17 protein-coding genes and 1 pseudogene are annotated in these 17269 nt (G+C 66.7%); 8 read left to right on the top strand and 10 right to left on the bottom strand.

Translation table 11 applies throughout. From position 1 onward, the window contains the following. The first annotated feature begins 1 nt into the window (after position 1). Genes AC5P99_RS20955 through AC5P99_RS20930 form a run of 6 tightly spaced genes read left to right on the top strand, consistent with a single transcriptional unit; the run spans position 2 to position 6030 of the window. A complete protein-coding gene (locus tag AC5P99_RS20955; protein WP_088436967.1) occupies positions 2–547 on the top strand; it encodes a DUF2878 domain-containing protein in 546 nt (181 codons plus the stop codon). Continuing rightward, positions 544–1329, top strand: coding sequence for a DUF1295 domain-containing protein (locus AC5P99_RS20950; protein WP_495213524.1), 786 nt, complete (start codon positions 544–546; stop codon positions 1327–1329). The genes AC5P99_RS20955 and AC5P99_RS20950 overlap by 4 nt, the downstream gene beginning before the upstream one ends. Continuing rightward, positions 1326–2399 (top strand): SAM-dependent methyltransferase, encoded by a 1074-nt coding sequence (locus AC5P99_RS20945; RefSeq protein WP_149501011.1) that lies wholly within the window; start codon positions 1326–1328, stop codon positions 2397–2399. Before AC5P99_RS20950 ends, AC5P99_RS20945 begins: the two co-directional genes overlap by 4 nt. An 8-nt stretch (positions 2400–2407) precedes the next feature. Then, the gene (locus AC5P99_RS20940; protein ID WP_049450240.1) at positions 2408–2941 is read left to right on the top strand and encodes a lipocalin family protein; all 534 of its coding nucleotides are present in this window, start codon (positions 2408–2410) and stop codon (positions 2939–2941) included. Positions 2942–2974: 33 nt separating this feature from the next. Further along, on the top strand, positions 2975–3721 hold the full coding sequence (locus tag AC5P99_RS20935; protein WP_495213523.1) for a LuxR C-terminal-related transcriptional regulator: 747 nt from the start codon (positions 2975–2977) through the stop codon (positions 3719–3721). A 2-nt stretch (positions 3722–3723) separates the two neighbouring features. Then, complete coding sequence (locus tag AC5P99_RS20930; RefSeq protein WP_495213527.1) at positions 3724–6030, top strand: ATP-binding protein; 2307 nt, start codon at positions 3724–3726, stop codon at positions 6028–6030. On the opposite strand, the gene AC5P99_RS20925 is transcribed toward AC5P99_RS20930, so the two are convergent. The 9 genes from AC5P99_RS20925 to AC5P99_RS20885 all read right to left on the bottom strand — a co-directional run bounded on the left by AC5P99_RS20925 (position 6031) and on the right by AC5P99_RS20885 (position 16137). Next, positions 6031–6786: a SapC family protein gene (locus AC5P99_RS20925; protein WP_005409617.1), complete on the bottom strand. Its 756-nt coding sequence runs from the start codon at positions 6784–6786 to the stop codon at positions 6031–6033. It abuts the gene before it with no gap. Between the two features lie 110 nt (positions 6787–6896). Continuing rightward, positions 6897–7169 (bottom strand): hypothetical protein, encoded by a 273-nt coding sequence (locus AC5P99_RS20920; RefSeq protein WP_495213522.1) that lies wholly within the window; start codon positions 7167–7169, stop codon positions 6897–6899. Between the two features lie 249 nt (positions 7170–7418). Continuing rightward, positions 7419–9455 carry an elongation factor G gene (fusA, locus tag AC5P99_RS20915; protein WP_495213521.1) on the bottom strand — a complete coding sequence of 679 codons (2037 nt, stop codon included), beginning with the start codon at positions 9453–9455 and terminating at the stop codon, positions 7419–7421. Positions 9456–9896: 441 nt separating this feature from the next. Beyond that, a complete protein-coding gene (locus AC5P99_RS20910; protein WP_495213520.1) occupies positions 9897–10646 on the bottom strand; it encodes a hypothetical protein in 750 nt (249 codons plus the stop codon). Between the two features lie 64 nt (positions 10647–10710). Next, positions 10711–11472 (bottom strand): heme ABC transporter ATP-binding protein, encoded by a 762-nt coding sequence (locus AC5P99_RS20905; protein WP_495213519.1) that lies wholly within the window; start codon positions 11470–11472, stop codon positions 10711–10713. Next, on the bottom strand, positions 11469–12512 hold the full coding sequence (locus AC5P99_RS20900; RefSeq protein ID WP_123958553.1) for a FecCD family ABC transporter permease: 1044 nt from the start codon (positions 12510–12512) through the stop codon (positions 11469–11471). Before AC5P99_RS20900 ends, AC5P99_RS20905 begins: the two co-directional genes overlap by 4 nt. Then, on the bottom strand, positions 12509–13558 hold the full coding sequence (locus AC5P99_RS20895; RefSeq protein WP_099596999.1) for a heme/hemin ABC transporter substrate-binding protein: 1050 nt from the start codon (positions 13556–13558) through the stop codon (positions 12509–12511). Before AC5P99_RS20895 ends, AC5P99_RS20900 begins: the two co-directional genes overlap by 4 nt. 51 nt (positions 13559–13609) lie before the next feature. Beyond that, positions 13610–14986, bottom strand: coding sequence for a YncE family protein (locus AC5P99_RS20890; protein WP_285311541.1), 1377 nt, complete (start codon positions 14984–14986; stop codon positions 13610–13612). A gap of 122 nt (positions 14987–15108) precedes the next feature. Beyond that, positions 15109–16137 carry an alpha/beta hydrolase gene (locus tag AC5P99_RS20885; RefSeq protein ID WP_088436979.1) on the bottom strand — a complete coding sequence of 343 codons (1029 nt, stop codon included), beginning with the start codon at positions 16135–16137 and terminating at the stop codon, positions 15109–15111. A 321-nt stretch (positions 16138–16458) separates the two neighbouring features. Between AC5P99_RS20885 and AC5P99_RS20880 the strand changes: the two genes are divergently transcribed. Beyond that, entirely contained in the window at positions 16459–16833 is a 375-nt protein-coding gene (locus AC5P99_RS20880) for a hypothetical protein (RefSeq protein WP_049448146.1), read from the top strand. 72 nt (positions 16834–16905) lie between these two features. Here AC5P99_RS20880 and AC5P99_RS20875 read toward each other — a convergent pair. After that, a pseudogene (locus AC5P99_RS20875) lies at positions 16906–17127 on the bottom strand (DUF805 domain-containing protein); the annotation flags it as partial. A 64-nt stretch (positions 17128–17191) separates the two neighbouring features. On the opposite strand from AC5P99_RS20875, the gene AC5P99_RS20870 reads away from it, so the two are divergent. Continuing rightward, positions 17192–17269: transposase (locus AC5P99_RS20870; RefSeq protein ID WP_495213335.1), on the top strand; the 78-nt coding region annotated here is incomplete at its 3' end.

Genomic DNA, 17269 nt, shown 5'->3' with positions numbered 1-17269 from the left:
CATGCATCGCTTCTGGGCCAATCTGCTCGGCAACCAGCTGGTCTGGCTGTGTGCCGTGGCCGGCGCGGGCCGCGGCTGGCAGTCGCCCGCGCTACTGGCCGCGTCGCTCTACATCGGCAGCCAGCTGTTGACCTCACCGCGCCCCCGGCTGGATCTGCGGCTGTTGATGTTGGCACTGGCCTGCGCATGGCTGGTCGACGCCAGTGCCGCCGCCAGCGGCACGGTGCGCTACGCGGCGGCCCCACTGGGTTGGGCGCCACCGCCGTGGATCATGGCGTTGTGGGCGGCGTTCGCGATGACGCTGACCACGTCGATGCGCTTCCTGCAGCACCACCCGGCCCTGCCGGCCCTGTTCGGCCTGCTGCTGGCACCGCTGGCCTATCTGTCTGCCGCACGCGGTTTCGACGCAGTGCGGTTCGCAGATCCCGTATGGCCAGGACTGCTGGTACTGGGCGCGGGCTGGAGCATTGCGCTTTCCCTGCTGTGCCGGACCGCCCGTCGCGGCATGCACATCCCGCAGCCGCCCTTCGCAGGAGCGTCGTCATGATCAATCAAATGTGGGTCCTGCTGTACGCCGTACTGGTGATGAGCTGGGGCTGGGCCTGGCAGCGCCGCCACCACAACATCGGCGTGGTTGATGTGCTCTGGGCAAAGGGCGTGGGCGCCTCCGCGCTGTTGCTGGCGCTGCTGGGCGACGGTGCGGTGATGCCGCGGATCGCGCTGGGCGTGCTCGGCGGCCTGTGGGGCAGTCGACTCGCCCTGCATCTGTGGCACCGGGTCCGTCACGAAGAAGAGGACGGACGCTACCGCTACCTGCGCCAATACTGGCACGGCCACCAGGGCAAGATCTTCGGCTTCTTCATGGCGCAGGCGTTGCTGATCGTCCTGTTCGCCCTGCCCTTCGTGGCGGTGGCTGCCAATCCTCGGGCCGACCTGACCCTGTGGGTGGTGGCCGCAGCGCTGGTCTGGCTGCTGAGCGTCGGCGGCGAAAGCCTGGCCGACCGCCAGCTGGCGCGTTTCCGCGCCGACCCGGCGAACAGGGGCCGCACCTGCCGCGTCGGACTCTGGCGCTATTCCCGCCACCCCAACTACTTCTTCGAGTGGCTGCACTGGTTCACCTATGTCCTGCTCGCGGTCGGCTCGCCACTGTGGTGGCTGGCCTGGGCCGGCCCGCTGCTGATGTACGTGTTCCTGCGCTATCTGAGCGGCATTCCATTCACCGAGAAACAGGCGCTGCGCAGCCGCGGCGACGACTATCGCGCCTACCAGCGCAGTACACCGATGTTCTTTCCCTGGTTTCCCCGTTCTTCCAAGGAGCATTCCGCATGAGCGCGATCCCGTCACTGAACCCAGCCGAAGATGCGGAAACCGGGATGATCGCCTGGGCCGAACGCGGGCTGGTCCCCGATGCGGCGCTGCGTGCGGGCATCCGCCGCTTGTGCGCGCAGCGCCTGCATGAGGAAAGCGAGGGTGGCATCGAGGGCCAATCGGCACGCTTCAGCCGGCGCATCGCCGAGCTGGCCGACAGCCCGCTCGCGTTGCATACCGACACAGCCAACCGCCAACACTATGAAGTGCCGGCAGCCTTCTTCCAGGCCTGCCTGGGCAAGCGACTGAAGTACAGCAGCTGCTACTACCCCACCGGGCGCGAAACGCTGGACCAGGCGGAGGACGCCATGCTGGAACTGTACGGCCAGCGCGCCGGACTGGCCGATGGCCAGCAGATTCTTGAGCTGGGCTGCGGCTGGGGCTCATTGACCCTGTGGATGGCCGAACGCTACCCGCAGGCGCATATCACTGCCGTCTCCAACTCGCACAGCCAACGCCAGCACATCATGGCGCAGTGCCAGGCGCGCGGCCTGGACAACGTCGAGGTGCTGACCTGTGACGTCAACCAACTTGATCTGCCGACAGCCCGGTTCGACCGCTGTGTCTCGGTGGAGATGTTCGAGCACGTACGCAACTACGAGCGCCTGCTGGCAGGCATCGCACGGTGGCTGAAACCGGATGGCGCGTTGTTCGTGCACATCTTCGCCCATCGCACACTGATGTACCCGTTCGAGACGGACGGCGGCGACAACTGGATGGGCCGCCACTTCTTCACCGGCGGCCTGATGCCGGCCGCCGACACGCTGCTGCATTTCCAGCGCGACCTGCGCCTGGATCAACGCTGGTTGCTGGACGGCACCCACTACCAGCGCACGGCCGACCACTGGCTGGCCAACCAGGATGCCGCCCGCGAGCAGGTGATGCCGGTGCTGATCGCCACCTACGGCCAGGCTGCAGCGAAGGTCTGGTGGCAGCGCTGGCGGATGTTCTGGATGGCATGTGCCGAACTGTTCGGCTACGACGACGGCCAGCAGTGGCTGGTCGCCCACTATCTGTTCCGACCCCGCTGAGGTGCCCCATGCGCATGTTCTCGCTGCTTCCGCTGATCGCAGTCGGCCTGTTCGGCTCAGGCTGCTCCTCCAGCGACACCCGGCCGTTTCCGCGTGCGCCGTCGGTGGATGTGCCACGCTTCATGGGCGACTGGTACGTGATCGCCCATATTCCGTCCTGGCCCGAACGCGATGCCTACGATGCGGTGGAAAGTTATGCCTTGAAGCCCGACGGGCGCATCCAGACCACCTTCACCTATCGCAAGGGCAGCTTCGATGCGCCGCAGAAGTCGATGCACCCCATTGGCCGTGTCGAGAAGGAAGGCAATGGCGCGATCTGGGGCATGCAGTTCATCTGGCCGATCCAGGCCGAGTACGTGATCGCCTGGCGGGATGACGACTACCGCCAGACCATCGTGGCGCGCAGCAAGCGCGACTATGTCTGGTACATGGCGCGTACGCCGCAGGTGTCCGACGGCGACTACCAGAAGGCCGTGCAGCGCATCGCCGAGATGGGCTACGACATCCGCCGACTGCGGCGTGTGCCGCAATCCGTCCGGTAGCATTCGATCCCATCAATTGACAGCTCCGAATCGATGGATGCAGCGAATCACTTCTTAGGAATATTCGCAAAAATCAAGCAATTTCGATGTTCGCCGCGACAGCAGCGCCAGAATGGTCATCACGCCCCATGGGCGCCGATCACCTCCCTGCGCATGAATGGACTTCCTGCCCCGCGCCCGCTGCGACTGGCACTACTGGACGACCACGAAGTCGTCCGTCGCGGCACTGCCCTGCACCTCTCCCGCGACGCCCGCTTCCGTATCGTCGCCAGCCACGCCCGCAGCGACGAACTCATCGACAGCCTCCAGCAGATGCGGGTGGATGTCGCGATCATCGATCTGACCCTGGCCCGCGACGATCGCAGCGCGTCCGAGCTGACCCCGCTGCTGCGCGAGCACTTTCCTCGCGTCACCCTGCTCGCTTTTGCGACCCTTTCACCCTCGATCCACATCAACCAGCTCATCGCCACGGGTGTCAGCGGCGTGGTCAGCAAGGCCGAACCACTGCCGATGCTCGCGGACGCGATCGTGCGGGTATCGCAGGGCCTTCCGCGACTGCCACCCGACTGCACGCTGCCGGGAGACTGCGAAGTGCTCAGCCGCAACGAGCGCGAAGTACTGGAGCTCCTGCTGGCGGGCCTGACCGTTTCGGAAATCGCGCTCCGCCGCCATCGCAGCATCAAGACCGTCAGCACACAGAAGGTTGCGGCCCTGCGCAAGCTCAGGCTGCGCAACGATGCCGAGATCTACGCCATGCGGCAGCAGCTGGAATCACCGTGAAGATGCGCGATCGAATGCGTACATCCGCCCTCCTGCTGTTGGCGCTCATCCTGCTTCCCGCCGCGTCGGCCGAGGATGCCTCATCACTTGAATGGGGGCCAGGGCGCGAAGTCCGGGTGGCGACCACGCCGTCGCTGCACCCGGTACCCGCTGCACTCGCTGGCGGCACGACGTTGCCAAGCCTGGCCCATGGCTACGCCAATCTGGTTGCACGGCGTTCGCAGCTGCAGTTCCAGGAGCACCAGCATCCCAGCACCGGCGCATCGGTGGCTGCCGTCTGCAGACGCGAAGCGGATCTGGTACTGGTGATTGGCAACCACCTGCAGCCACCCTGCCCCGGCCTGGTGGCATCCAGCACGTTCCGCGGTGGCAAGACGATGCTCGCGGGCCGCAGCGGCGAACGCCTGCCACGCGATATCACGGAGCTGGACCACCAGGTCCTGGCCGTGCTCGAAGGGGGGCCGTATGCAGAATGGCTGGCCGCGCGCCATCCGCACGTCCGCCTGCTGCACCTGGCCGATCGGCACGCCACGCTGGCAGCTGTTGAAAACGGCACCGCCGATCTGGCAATCGGCCTGGAAACGACCCTGCGGCCCCTGATCCGTCGGCATTTCGCCGGGCACCTGCACCTGCAGCCTTTCGACAGCGATTTCTCCACCGCCCTGCACCTGCTTGCGCGCCACGAAGATCGCCAGCTGCTGGAGCGCATCGAGCGGGCATTGCACGACATTACGCTGGAGGAACATGCCGGCCTGTTGCAGCTATGGGCCCAACAGGCGGCCCCCGCCTCGCTGGAGCACGTCCTGGACTGGATGCGTCAGCTGCCCCCGCAGTGGCTGCCGGCCCTGGCTGCCGCATTGGCAGTCGCCCCGTTCCTGTGGCATGCCTGGCACACGCGCCTGCGTGCTGAAGGCCGTGCCCGCGCCCGCGCGATTGGCATGTTGAGCCACGAGGTGCGCAATTCGGCCCAAGCAGTCCTTGCCTCGATCGACCTGCTCAGCCAGCCGTCGGCGCCCATGGGGCAGCGAGAAGCGCTGGCGGCTGCACATGCCGCGGGCTCCTCGCTGCGCAACCTGCTCAACCGCTCGCTGGAGTTCTCACGCCTGGCCAGCGGCACCTTCAAGCCGCACGTAGAACCTTGCGACATTGCACGACTCTGCGGCCAATCGCTGGATGGAATTCGTCCCCAGGCTCGCCAGCGCGGGCTGGCGCTTCGCTTCGACTGCCTCCCCGAGCCCTGCCCCATTGTCGCCATCGATCCGGAAGGACTGCGCCAGATCATCGACAATCTGCTGGGAAACGCATTCAAGTTTACCGACGTCGGCGGCATCGAGCTGCGCCTTCAACTGACGCCAGGCAACCACCCTCGTGAGCTCATGCTGGATGTGATCGACAGCGGTATCGGCATCACTGCAGAGCAACTCTCCGTGTTGTTCCAGCCATTCCAGCAGGGCGAAGACGGCAAGGAGCGCGGAGGCAGCGGATTGGGACTGATGATCGCGCATGCGCTTGCCCGCGCAATGGGCGGCAACCTGTCAGTACACAGCGTCCCCGGGCGCGGCAGTCGCTTCACCCTGCGCCTGCCGGTACGCCCCGCCAAGGCCAAGATCACGTCAGCCGCCAGCGCCGGCGCGGGAACGCCGCTGGGCGGGGTTGAGCTGCTGCTGGTGGAGGACCACGCCCTCAATCGCCGGGTCATCAGCGAGCAGCTGCGCCGCCTGGGTGCCGATGTACACGCGTCTAGCGACGCCGCCAGCGCGCTTGCCGAGCAGGCCGTGAGACCGCGCAGCGTGATCCTGCTCGACATCGGGCTCGGGGACATGGATGGCTATGCGCTGGCCATGCAGTTGCGCAGGCAGGCGCGTGCCCCGTTGCGACTGATCGCGCTGTCGGCACGCCGTGATCGTCGGCATGTGGCGCGCTGCCGGAAAGCAGGGTTCGACGCCACCCTGACCAAGCCACTCCAGCTTGAGTCACTGCTGCGGGCGCTGGAGCTGCCGGCGACCGGAAAGGCCATCGCAACGGGCACAGCCGCAGGTGACCCCGCCTACATCACGGACATCGGCCACGAGCTGCTGCGGATCGAACAGGCCATCGATGACGCCAGTGCCACTGACCTATGCCATCACGCGCATCGGCTTCAGGGGGCCCTGCAGATATACGGGGCGGCCGCAGAGGCGGACACGGCGGGCGACCTGTGGGAGCTGGGTCGCGACGCCACACCCGACTGGGCCGATGCGCGACGCCTGTTGCGCGTCCTTCAGCAATGGCATGGCTCCCGCGCTGCGGAAGCCATGCCCGGGGCCTGATCAGGCCGCCAGACGCTCGACCTGGCGACGGGTCAGATCGTTGAAGCGACCCAGCGACATCAGATGCTGGTGGATCAGCGCCAGCCAACCACTGCGATGCCACTCGATCACAGTGGCTTCCGGCAGCGCGACGAACTTCTCGACGTCGACGACCTGGAAACCATTGAGATTGAACTCACGGCCATCCGGGGTACGCACGGTGGCGTTGCGCTCGACCAGCAGGCCGTTGTCGATCAGGGCCTTGGAGAAGGCCTGGGTCTGTTCGTGCTCACGGGTGAACTGGCCACAGAACTCCAGCGCCTGCTGCACCATGTCGGTGGCCTTGCCATCGACGAACAGCGGCTGGCCTTCGTCACCGCCCTTGACCACGCGCGAGCTCTCTTCGTCGATGCCCAGCAGGAAATCATTGTCCGAGCCGGTGTCGATGAAGATGAAGGGGTGGCGACGCAGGTAGGCCGGGATATAGGCCTCGTCTTCCCACAGGCCATCCTTGATGAACAGGTTCTGGTCGGATACGCCAACGGCAGCCATCGGCACTGCGGTCGGGCCAGCGAAGAGGATCGGGAAGTGGTGCAGCGCCAGCGAGAACTCGCCGAGCACCAGCGGAATGGCGTTGTTGCCCGCGGCAAACTCGAGCCTGCCCGGCAGGATGCGCAGGTCGGCGTGCACATCGGCCTGCAGCGGCACCGGACGGGTGTAGAACAGGGGGGCGTTGCTCGGCGCCGCTTCGGTGGTGGTGTCGCTGGTGGTGGTCATCTTGGGAACCGTTCGATCATGCGCGCCTGCCATCCCGGGCGCGCCAGCGGGAACAACCTGAATCCCGCATTATCAACAAGCTCGATGACAACGGCCACCCCATCGTCGGCCTATTTCAGCTGCAGTGGGTACCGCTGCCAGAGCACATGGACCAGGAAACCGGCCAGTTCGGTGTCACGCGCGCTGACCGCTGCGCGGATCTTGTCCAGCAGCACCATGTCCGAACAGGTGCGCACATCCGCGTGGTTGGCCTGCCCTGCCCGGCGCGCGCGGTAGCGCGCGGCCCGTTGCGCGTCACTCATGGCGTACCCGAACTTGGGCGGACGGCCGCGCTTTCGCGGCAGGGTCAGCTCCAGGGTTCCGGGGTCTTTGTCATCACGCATGAGAAGGGTGCGGGCGGCGGCGAGCAACGGGGGGTGCGCAATTTATCGTGAGGCATCACTTTAATCCAGCCTTTTCTGCAGTTTTGTTGCGATGCAATGCAAAAAATCGCATCCCGAGGGCCCCATCCCCGCATGGCGTGGATCTACTGCAGAGCTCGCGACCCGATCGCGCGGTAGATCCACGCCATGCGTGGGTGCGCGCCCCGAACACAAAAAAGGGGAGCCCGCGAACGGGCTCCCCACCTTTCCTCATGCAGCGCGTACCGGCTCGTAGCCGTGCAGGTGCGCCTCGCTACTCGCCCGCCCCTGGCTGAGCGAACGCAACGACGTGGTGTAACCCACCAGCTGCGCCAATGGCGCAAAACCACTGACCTCAGCGCGACCGTCCTGGTCCTCGATGCGGGCGATGCGACCGTGGCGCCGGTTGAGGTCGCCGACCACATCGCCCACCGACGCCGACGGCGAATGCACCGTCACCGCCATCACCGGTTCCAGCAGCTGCGTGCCACCTCCGGCCAGCGCGGCCTTGATCGCCTCGGCACCCGCGCGATGGAACGCCATCTCCGAAGAGTCCTTGGCATGGGTCTGGCCATCGACAAGACTGACCTCGATACCGACCACCGGATGACCCTGCGGCCCTTCCGACAGCGCGGCACGTACACCCTTCTCCACCGCAGCGATGAAGCTGCGCGGCACCACGCCACCGACGATGCGGTCGTTGAACACCACTTGGTCGTCCTCACGCGGCGACACATCCAGCACCACGTGCGCGAACTGGCCCTGGCCACCGGTCTGCTTGACCAGCCGCCCGACGACACCCGTCATCGCGCGCAGCGGCGTCTCCTGGTAGGCCACGCGCGGCGCACCTACGCCCACGTCGACCTTCCATTCGCTGCGCAGGCGCTCGACCATCACCTCCAGGTGCAGCTCGCCCATGCCCCAGACCAGGGTTTCCGCCGTGTCGCGATCGGTTTCGACGCGGAACGACGGGTCTTCCTGGGCCAGGCTGGCCAGGCCCTGCGCCATCCGGATCAGGTCGGCCGCACGCGCCGGCTCCAGGCGCCACGCCAGCACCGGCGCCTGGGCCTGGATGTTCTCCAGGCGCAGCGGCTGCGAACGGCCGCTCAGCGTTTCGCCACTGACCGCATCCTTCCAGCCCAGCACCGCGACAATGTCACCGGCCACGGCCTGCTCGATGTCGTGGGTCTGGTCGGCCTGCACCCGCACCAGCCGGCTGACACGCCGTCCCTGTGGGTGCTGCGAGCTGGCCACCGCGTCGCCCACCTTCAAGGTCCCCGAGTACAGCCGCACGAAGCTCAGCGCGCCGTGCTGTTGGTGGGTGATCTTGAACAGCAGGCCCGCCAGCGGACCGTCCGGATCCGGCGGCAGCACCACCTCGCCGCTCTCGCTTTCGGCGGTCACGGCAGGGCGATCCAGCGGCGACGGCAGGTAATCGACCACGGCATCGAGCAGCGTCTCGATACCCTTGTCCTTGAACGCAGCACCGGCCAGCACGGGCACGCCCGCACCCGCCAGCGTCGCCCGGCGGATCGCCGCGCGCAGCTGTTCGGCATCGATCACGCGACCTTCCAGCCAGGCATCGGCCAGTTGTTCATCGTGATCGGCCACGGCTTCGACCAGCGCATCGCGCTGAGCCTGCCACTGCGCCCGTGCCGCATCGTCCCACGGGGTGATGATCGTCGCCGCACCGTCCTGCCAGTGCAGTACGCGCTCATCGACCAGGTCGACCCAGCCGTTGAAGCCGCTTTCGCTGCCCTGCGGCACGCCCAATGCCCACGGCCGCGCCTGCAGTTTGTCCTGCAGCTGCTCCAGCACGCGCTCGAACGAAGCGCCGACGCGGTCCATCTTGTTGACGAAGGCGATCAGCGGCACGCGATGGCGACGCGCCTGGCGCCATACCGTCTCGGACTGCGGCTGCACGCCGTCCACCGCCGAGAACACGGCCACGGCACCGTCGAGCACGCGCAGCGAACGTTCGACTTCGATGGCGAAGTCGATATGGCCGGGGGTGTCGATCAGGGTCAGCCGATGCGGCGGCAGGTCACGTGGCGCCCACTGCGCCTGCACGGCGGCAGCGCCGATGGTGATGCCGCGTTCGCGCTCGATCGCCGAGAAATCGGTGGTTGCATTGCCGTCGTGCACTTCGCCGACGCGGTGGATCTCGCCGCTTTTCCACAGCAGGCGTTCGGTCAGCGTGGTTTTGCCGGCGTCGATGTGGGCAATGATGCCAAGGTTGCGACGACGGGAAAGGACGTGGGTGTTCATAAAGAGGTTCCTGCAAAGCCAACTTCAGGGGCCGCACACCCCGGTTGGCGACAGGGTGCGCGGCTAGCGTTCGGTCTCGGCGATCTGGTGCATGGCACGTTCTCCTTCGCAGTACTTGGTAGAGTCGACTGGGTAGAGTCGACTGTTAGTCGACTCACAAAAAACAAAAACGAAAAGAGCGCCCCGGAGGGCGCTCTGTTGAAGGTCCAGCGATGGCCGCTTCAACGGCCTCGTGGGGCTCCAGGCAGACACGCCCGTTCCGCGCTTGCGCGGGTCAGGGTGAAAAACTTCAGGAGCGGCATCCGGTTCATGGGGCGCATTCTAGACCTGCCAATCTGGCGCGCAAGTGAATATTGCACACATTAATAGAACGATGGGGCCGACCGACATCGGGGTCAGATCCCTTTGCCCAAAGCAAAGGGCTCTGACCCCTGCCATGCCCTACTTGCAGTGGTGCAGCTTGCGCGCCTCACCCACGATCGCCGCCTGGTCATCCCCCATCGAGATCCACCCCTTCAGCGACGTCGCCGGGTCCATGTGTGGCAGCCGTGCGCCACCGTGGACCACCACTTCGGTCCAGCTGCCCACCGGCGCCAGTTCCGACAGGCGTGCCGCCTGATCGTCCTCGGTACTGAACATGTCGTCCGGGCCCGCCGGAGGCGTGGTGTTCACGGTTTCCGTCTTGCGGGTCCGGACCCGAAGTGCACCGTCCGGCAGCCGCTGGGTGATCACCTCGTATCGCTCAACACCATAGGCCCAGCTGCTTTCGCCAACGCTGCGGGTCTCGCTGCCGTCATCGGCCACGGTCAACACCTCGCCTGCCGGCCCGATGACGCCCGCGACAGCCCCCAGGCCTGACATCAGCGCCTGATAGACGATCATCTGCCGCTGCTCGGAGGTCAACGCTCCGGCCTTGAGCTTGGTCGCAGGAATCTTCAGGTACGCCGCCTCCCTGCACAGCACCAGCACCTGCTGGTCGTCCCAGCTCACCGACATTTCCTCGTTGGCGAAGTACTGCGTCTTCATCGACGTCACAGCGGCACCGTCGCTACTGGAATGTCGGGTCTCGATCAGCGAGGCGTTCTCGGCCGCGTCGGTCAGCGAAACCTGAGCGGTCGAAGCCGCATTGGCAGCGCAAGCGGAAGCAATCATTGCGGCGAGCAGCACGCTGCAGGTAACGGTGCGGAACATGGCATCAGTCCATTGAAGAAAACGAAGCAATCATGATACCCGGAGCAACCTGGCGGGCCCTCGCTCAGGTCACCACCACCAGCGGCACCCCGCGCCTTGGGTGCTCCAGCACCACCACGTCCTGCTGGTAGACGCGCTGCAGGTTGTCTTCGGTCAGCACCTGCAGCGGCGTACCATCGGCCGCCACCCTGCCCTGTTCCAGCAGCACGATGCGATCGGCGTAGCCAGCCGCCAGGTTCAGATCGTGCAGCACCACGATCACGCACGCACCAGCTTCGGCGCTGGCACGCACGCTACGCAATGTGCGCTCTTGGTGGCGCAGGTCCAGCGCGGCGGTCGGCTCATCGAGCAGCAGCAGCGGCGTGTCCTGCGCCAGCACGCGCGCGAACGTGGTGCGGGCGGACTCGCCACCGGACAGCTGCTGCACCTCGCGCAGGCGCAGCGCCTGCAGTTCGGCGGCATCGATGGCCGCTTCCACCCGGGCATCGTCCGTGACCGGGTCCGGAGGGTGTGGCAACCGGCCCATCGCCACCACCTCCTCTACGCTGAAGGCGAAACGAACACCGTGCTCCTGCGGCATTACCGCGCGCTCGCGCGCCAGCGGCCCGGCCTTGTAGCTGGCCAGCGGTTTGCCCAACAGGCTCACCTCGCCCGCATCGGCGCGCAGGTCGCCGGCCGCTATCGCCAGCAAGGTGGACTTGCCTGCGCCGTTCGGGCCAACCAGCGCGGTCACCGTACCCGGCTCGAACGCGAGCGAGATGCCATGCAGGATCTCGCGCTGCTGGCGGCGCACCACCACCTCATGCAGCTTCAGCAACGCGCTCATGGGGCCGCCTTGCGGCGCTGCTGCAGCACCAGCCAGAGGAAGAACGGCGCGCCCAGCGCCGCCGAGAACAAGCCCAGCGGAATCTCCGCCGGCGGATCGAGCGTGCGGGCCGCGGTGTCGGCCACTACGATCAGCAGCGCACCGAGCAGGCCGGACAACGGCAGCAGCCAGCGATGCCCGGGGCCGACCAGCAGGCGTGCCACGTGCGGCACCACCAGGCCCACGAAACTGATCGAACCGGCAAAGGCCACCGCCGAGCCCACCAGCAGCGCACTGAACGCCACCAGGCGACGCCGCGTGCGGGTCACGTCCAGCCCCAGATGCTGCGCCTGGCGTTCGCCCAGCGCCAGCATGTCCAGCGGCGTGGCCAACCGCTGCAACGCGAACACGCCGATGGCAAACAGGGGCACCACCGCCGCCACATCGGCCCAGTTGGCACGCGCCAGCGAGCCCATCTGCCAGAACACCAGCGACTGCAGTTCGCTTTCGCTGGCGATGTAGGTGAGGAAACCGATCAGCGCCGAGCAGAACGCGGCCATCGCGATGCCGACCAGCAGCAGCGTGGCATTGCCACTGCCTTTCCCGGGCCGCGCCAGCGCATAGGTCAGGCCGATCGCCAGCGCACCGCCAACGAACGCGGCCACCGGTACCAGCCAGCCTGCCGCACCGGCGGCCCCCAGCACGATGGCAGCCACCGCACCCAGCGCAGCGCCCTGGCTGACACCGACGATCCCGGGGTCGGCCAGCGGATTGCCGAACAGGCCCTGCAGGCTGGCACCGGCCATCGCCAGCGACGCACCCACCATCGCGCCCAGCAAGGCACGCGGAATGCGCAGCTGCCAGACCACGGCGAGGTCGCGACTGCTGACCGCCTGTGGATCGAGCAGGCCCAGCTTCACCGCCAACGCCTGCATCACCTCCAGCGGCGGCAGCCGCAGCGGGCCCACGGCGAACGAGGCCAGCACCGCACCCAGCAGTGCCAGCAACGCCACCATCAACATCGCCCGCCCGCGACGGCGGCGCCGATCCGCCGGACTCATGCCTTCGGCAACGCCGCCAGGGCCTTGGCCAGCGCCAGCGCGCCAGCACCGGAACCGACACTGGTGTACTTCAGCTGCACGTCCGGCATCACCCAGACCCGATTGGCCTGCCCGGCCGGGGTCTGCTTCAGCGTCGGGTACGCCTTCCACAGGCCCTCGGCACCACCGAACAGCTGCAGGTCATGCTCGGTCACCAGGATCACCTCAGGCGCTGCGGCGACCACGCCTTCATTGCTCAGCTGCGAGTAGTTCTTCACCCCCGCCTCGGTGCCGATGTTGACGCCGCCAGCCAGCGCGATCAGCTGCGCCGAGGCGCTGTCGGCACCGGCAACAGTCGGTGAGCCGCCAGCGCCGGTGGCCGACACGTGGATCAGTCGTGGCGCATGGCCCAGGCCCTTGCCAATCGCTGCAGCCTCGTCGAGCTGACGCTGCACCTGCGTGGCCAGTGCTTGCCCTGCCTCGGCCAGCCCTAGTGCAGCAGCGACCTTGCGCACCTTGTCCGGCGCTGGCTGCAGGTCATCGATGACTACCGCCGGCTCGCCCACTTCGCGCAGCTTCTTGGCCAGTTCGGTATGGCGGCGCAGGCTGTTGCCGAGGAACAGCGAGCCCTGCAGGCTCAGCACGCCCTCCACGCCAGTGGTTCGGTTGAACAGGAACTGGTGCGGCGCGGCCAGGCCGGCCTGGGTGGTGGTGTTGGTCGGCGCGGCAAATACCTGCTTGCCCAGCCCCAGTGCTTCGATCACCGCGATGACGTCGTCGCCACCGGCGATGATCCGGCTGGTATCGGCCACTTCGATATCGGCGCCATCATCGGAATGCACCTTGGCCGGCAGCACCGCCTTCTGGCCGTGCACGGCCGGCATTTCGGCTCCTGCCACGCGCTGCCAGCCTGCCGGCAGCGCGGTTTCCGCAGCGGCCGCCGTTGCTGCGGGCGACTCGGCAGGCGTATCGGCATCAGAGGGAGCCGACGAGCCGCCACAGGCAGCCAACGCCAGCGCAACAGCGAACGGAAGCGCACACAGGCGCAGACGGGACGCGATGTTCATGCACATTCTCCTTGCTGGCAGGGCGACGCGCACGCCGCCCCACCGTGTGACTTACTGCTTCGGGGTGATGCGGGTGATGCGGTCACCCTTCGGGTCTTCAGCGCCGCGCGACTTGTTCACCGCAAACACGTTGCCCTTGCCATCGGCGCGGACGTGGTTCGGCAGCGTGCCGCCATCAAGATTGGCGACCACCTTGCCGTCACCGTTCACCACGGTGACCGTGCCAGCGCCACGGTTGCTGACGTAGGCCAGGCCGGAGGCATCATCGAAGGCGACGTTCAGCGCGCCGGCGCCGACCGGCACATCGTGCAGCACCCTGCCGGCGGCCACGTCGACGATCAGCAGGTTGTCGGTGCCCTGCGAGGCCACGTACAGGCGGTTGCGCGCCGCGTCGAAGGCCACGCCCGAGGCGCTGATCGAATTGCCCAGATCGATGACCTTCTCGACCTTGCCGCTGGCCACATCGATCACTGCAGCCTCCGGGGTGCCGATGCTGACGGTGAACAGCTTGCCGCCCTTCTCATCCAGCACCAGGCTCATCGGGGTGAACTTGCCGTCGTCCACGCCGGATTCCAGCGTCACCTGCGGCAGTTCCTTGAAGGTCTTCGCATCGAACACCGACAGGTGATCCTCGCCGGTGGCAGAAGCGAACACCTTGCCGCGCGTGCCGTCGACCACCACGTCGCGCGCGTGCGGCACGGCATCGACCGGGAACTGATGGACCAGCGACAGGTCCTTCTGGCGATAGACCGCGATGGAATTCTGGCGGGTGTTGGTGACCCAGACATTGCCGTTGGCGTCATCCACGCCCACGCCGTAGACCGCGTACACCGCGCCATTGGTGCTGCCCGGCACCTGCGCCGGGGTGATCGCCTTGGTCACCTTCAGCGACTTTGGGTCCAGCTTCAGCAGCTGCGACTGGGTCACCGGCGGGCGACCCACCGCCGAGGTCACGAACACTGCGTTGCTGGCGGCGCTGTAGGCGGACTGGTACAGGCCCGGCACCAGCTTGTTGGACTGGGTGGCGAACTGCGCCTGGCCGGACAGCGGCAGCTGCGGCGAAACGCGCAGCTTCAGCACGGTGGCCGCAGCCGGTTGGCTGGCGCGCACCACCACCGGATGGGTGCCCGGCACCGCGTCGGCCGGAATGCTCAACTGGGCCTTGAAGTTGCCATCAGCATCGACCACCAGCGGCTGCGCGTTGAGCACGCTGTCGCCACGCAGCAGGCTGACCTTCTGGCCCGGCACGAACCCACGGCCGACCACGTCGGCAGTGCTGCCGGGAACCACGTTCTCACCGCGTGAGACGACTTCACCCTTGAAGGTGGCGTTGGCCGGCTGGTCGAACACCGGCTGCGCGGTGGCGGTCACCGCCAGCAACAGGCCGGCGGCGAGAGAGGTGAGACGGAAAGACGGACGGAACGACATGGAAGGCTCCTTGCACACGTAGGCCGCGCCACGTGACGCGGGATTCATCGGTTGCCTGGGCCGCTGCACGCCGGCAGCCTCGCCTGGGTAGTGGGGTCGCACGGCATCGCGTGCGAAGGGATTCACTCGGCGGCGTTGTCACCACCCGTGGGGGCACCGTCACCGGCGCTGCGGTCGGTCACACCGTACAGTTCATGCAGCGCGGCATGGAACGAGGCCGGCAGCATCGGGCCGTGTCCCAGCCCCGGGAACTCGCGGTACTGCACGCTCAGGCCCGGCACCTTGGCCAGCCGCTCGGACAACTGCATCGCCGCATCCGGCGTGGCACCGCCAATGCGGCGCAGGTGCGCGACCACCCGTGGGTTGCTCAGGTCGCGCTTGCCACGATCGCCAACACGCTCGGCACCGCCCAGCATCAGCCACAGCTTTGCCGGCTGGCCATGCACGTTCTGCACGAACTGCTGTTCCGGATCACCCAGCGCCGCGCCCTGGCTCCACCACAGCGAGGGACTGGCCGCCAGATAGGACTGGAAGGCGGCGGGACGGGTGTACAGCGCATTGAGCACGAACAACCCACCCAGCGAGTGGCCCCACAGCGCTTGCTGCTGCGTATCGATGCGTGCGCGACGTTCGACTTCCGGCTTGATGCGGCGTTCGATCACATCCAGGAAGGCCGCAGCACCACCGCCGACCGCCTGGGTCGTACCGCTCTCATCGTCGGCGCGGTCGATCCACGCGGTGTAGTCGCGGGTGCGCGCCTTGGAATCGATGCGCAGGTCATTGTCGTAGCCGATCAGCACCAGCACCGGCGGCGCCTTGCGCGCGGCCAGTTCGGCCAGCAGCGGCTGGTCCAGCACCATGGCAACGGCATTGCCGTCCAGCGCGTAGAGCACCGGGGATGGCGTCTTGCCGGCCTTGGCCGGAATCGCCAGGTTCACCCGCCAGCGGCGTTGCTGGTCGGGACTGTCCACCACGAAATGCTCGAAGCGATAGCTGGCCGCCGGCTCGTCGAGTACGGTATGGCCGATCTTCTGCAGCGGATTGCGCTGCTGCGCATGGGCATACGGCGTGGCCAGGAGTAGACCCATCATCAAGGCGGCCAGGCCGCGGGCCAGCGGACCACGGCGCGAAGGCGGGACGAAATGCATCATCAGCGGCGGCAGGAGCGACCAATGGCCGCCGGTTCATAGGGGACCGCAGTCTACCTTAAACGCGAATGATTATCACATCGATCAAACGTCACACTGTGTATCACGCGCGCGATACGTTCATTTTCCCGGTTGCGCCGGAAACACTGAATCCACTATTTTGCCCGGCAGCGGGGCGCAGGAGCGCCCTACCCTCGCAGGGCTGCGGACGGATGGGTGATCGTGCCATCGGCCGCGCCCTGTCTATTGCCAAACCTATCCACGCATGGCGTGGATCTACTGACCACCACCCACGGGAATGGATCCCGTGACTGCGAGAACACCTTGAAGCACACCGCACTGATCGCCCTTACCCTCGGCCTGCTCGCGCCGCTGGCCGCCCATGCCGCGCAGGATCTCCCAACGCTCTACCAGGCCTTTGAAGAGGCCGGCAATTCGACGTTGAGCATGGACCAACTCAACCAGACGGTGACATTCACTGCCGTGGCACTGAGCGTTTCCAGCAACCTGGCGGGCGAGCCGCTGATCGAGGCCGGTGACGACCAGGGCAATGTCCTGGCCCGGCTGACCACCGACGACGAACAGCAGGCCGCCAAGCTCGGCGCACTGGAAGAAGGTGCCGTGTTCACCGCCAGCTGCACGCTGCAGTTCAGCTCCGGCTCTGACTACCTGTCCTTCGGCGATTGCAGCCTGAAGTAACGACGAAGCCGGCGAAACGCCGGCTTCTCTTCTTTGCCGCTGCGAGTCAAGCCATGCTCGACTCATGCAAGGTCACGGCCCCGTAGGAACCGGACCATAAATGTTCTCCTGCGGCGTGCCCGGCAGCAGCGCGAAGATCAGGATCACGATGCCCCCACCCGGCACCAATGCCAGCAGGTACAACCAGCCCGACTGGTTGCAGTCATGTAGGCGGCGCACGGTCACGGCGATCAGTGGCACGATCGTGGCCAGCCACATCACACACAGCAGCACCACCATGCCGATCAGGATGCCAGGGGTTCACCCCCGTTTTCACGGACACTTACGAGAAGGCCGATCAAGGCCATGAGGAGTGTTCATGTCGAAGCGAAGGAAGTTCAGCACCGAGTTCAAGCGCGGTGCGGTTGAGCAGGCCAGCCAGCCGGGCGTCAGCTGT

The organism is Stenotrophomonas sp. YJH_SMC_80, from assembly GCF_059372495.1.
Note: the sequence above shows the minus strand (reverse complement) of the source record. Positions and strands in the feature narration are given on the sequence as shown.

Excerpts from the sequence above, each read along its gene's own strand:
- AC5P99_RS20950 (WP_495213524.1), top strand. The coding sequence starts at position 544 with ATGATCAATCAAATGTGGGTCCTGCTGTACGCCGTACTGGTGATGAGC.
- AC5P99_RS20910 (WP_495213520.1), bottom strand. The coding sequence starts at position 10,646 with ATGTTCCGCACCGTTACCTGCAGCGTGCTGCTCGCCGCAATGATTGCT.
- AC5P99_RS20900 (WP_123958553.1), bottom strand. The coding sequence starts at position 12,512 with ATGAGTCCGGCGGATCGGCGCCGCCGTCGCGGGCGGGCGATGTTGATG.
- fusA (WP_495213521.1), bottom strand. The coding sequence starts at position 9,455 with ATGAACACCCACGTCCTTTCCCGTCGTCGCAACCTTGGCATCATTGCC.
- AC5P99_RS20940 (WP_049450240.1), top strand. The coding sequence starts at position 2,408 with ATGCGCATGTTCTCGCTGCTTCCGCTGATCGCAGTCGGCCTGTTCGGC.
- AC5P99_RS20930 (WP_495213527.1), top strand. The coding sequence starts at position 3,724 with ATGCGCGATCGAATGCGTACATCCGCCCTCCTGCTGTTGGCGCTCATC.
- AC5P99_RS20945 (WP_149501011.1), top strand. The coding sequence starts at position 1,326 with ATGAGCGCGATCCCGTCACTGAACCCAGCCGAAGATGCGGAAACCGGG.
- AC5P99_RS20885 (WP_088436979.1), bottom strand. The coding sequence starts at position 16,137 with ATGATGCATTTCGTCCCGCCTTCGCGCCGTGGTCCGCTGGCCCGCGGC.
- AC5P99_RS20935 (WP_495213523.1), top strand. The coding sequence starts at position 2,975 with ATGGATGCAGCGAATCACTTCTTAGGAATATTCGCAAAAATCAAGCAA.
- AC5P99_RS20925 (WP_005409617.1), bottom strand. The coding sequence starts at position 6,786 with ATGACCACCACCAGCGACACCACCACCGAAGCGGCGCCGAGCAACGCC.
- AC5P99_RS20920 (WP_495213522.1), bottom strand. The coding sequence starts at position 7,169 with ATGCGTGATGACAAAGACCCCGGAACCCTGGAGCTGACCCTGCCGCGA.
- AC5P99_RS20890 (WP_285311541.1), bottom strand. The coding sequence starts at position 14,986 with ATGTCGTTCCGTCCGTCTTTCCGTCTCACCTCTCTCGCCGCCGGCCTG.
- AC5P99_RS20905 (WP_495213519.1), bottom strand. The coding sequence starts at position 11,472 with ATGAGCGCGTTGCTGAAGCTGCATGAGGTGGTGGTGCGCCGCCAGCAG.
- AC5P99_RS20955 (WP_088436967.1), top strand. The coding sequence starts at position 2 with ATGCATCGCTTCTGGGCCAATCTGCTCGGCAACCAGCTGGTCTGGCTG.
- AC5P99_RS20895 (WP_099596999.1), bottom strand. The coding sequence starts at position 13,558 with ATGAACATCGCGTCCCGTCTGCGCCTGTGTGCGCTTCCGTTCGCTGTT.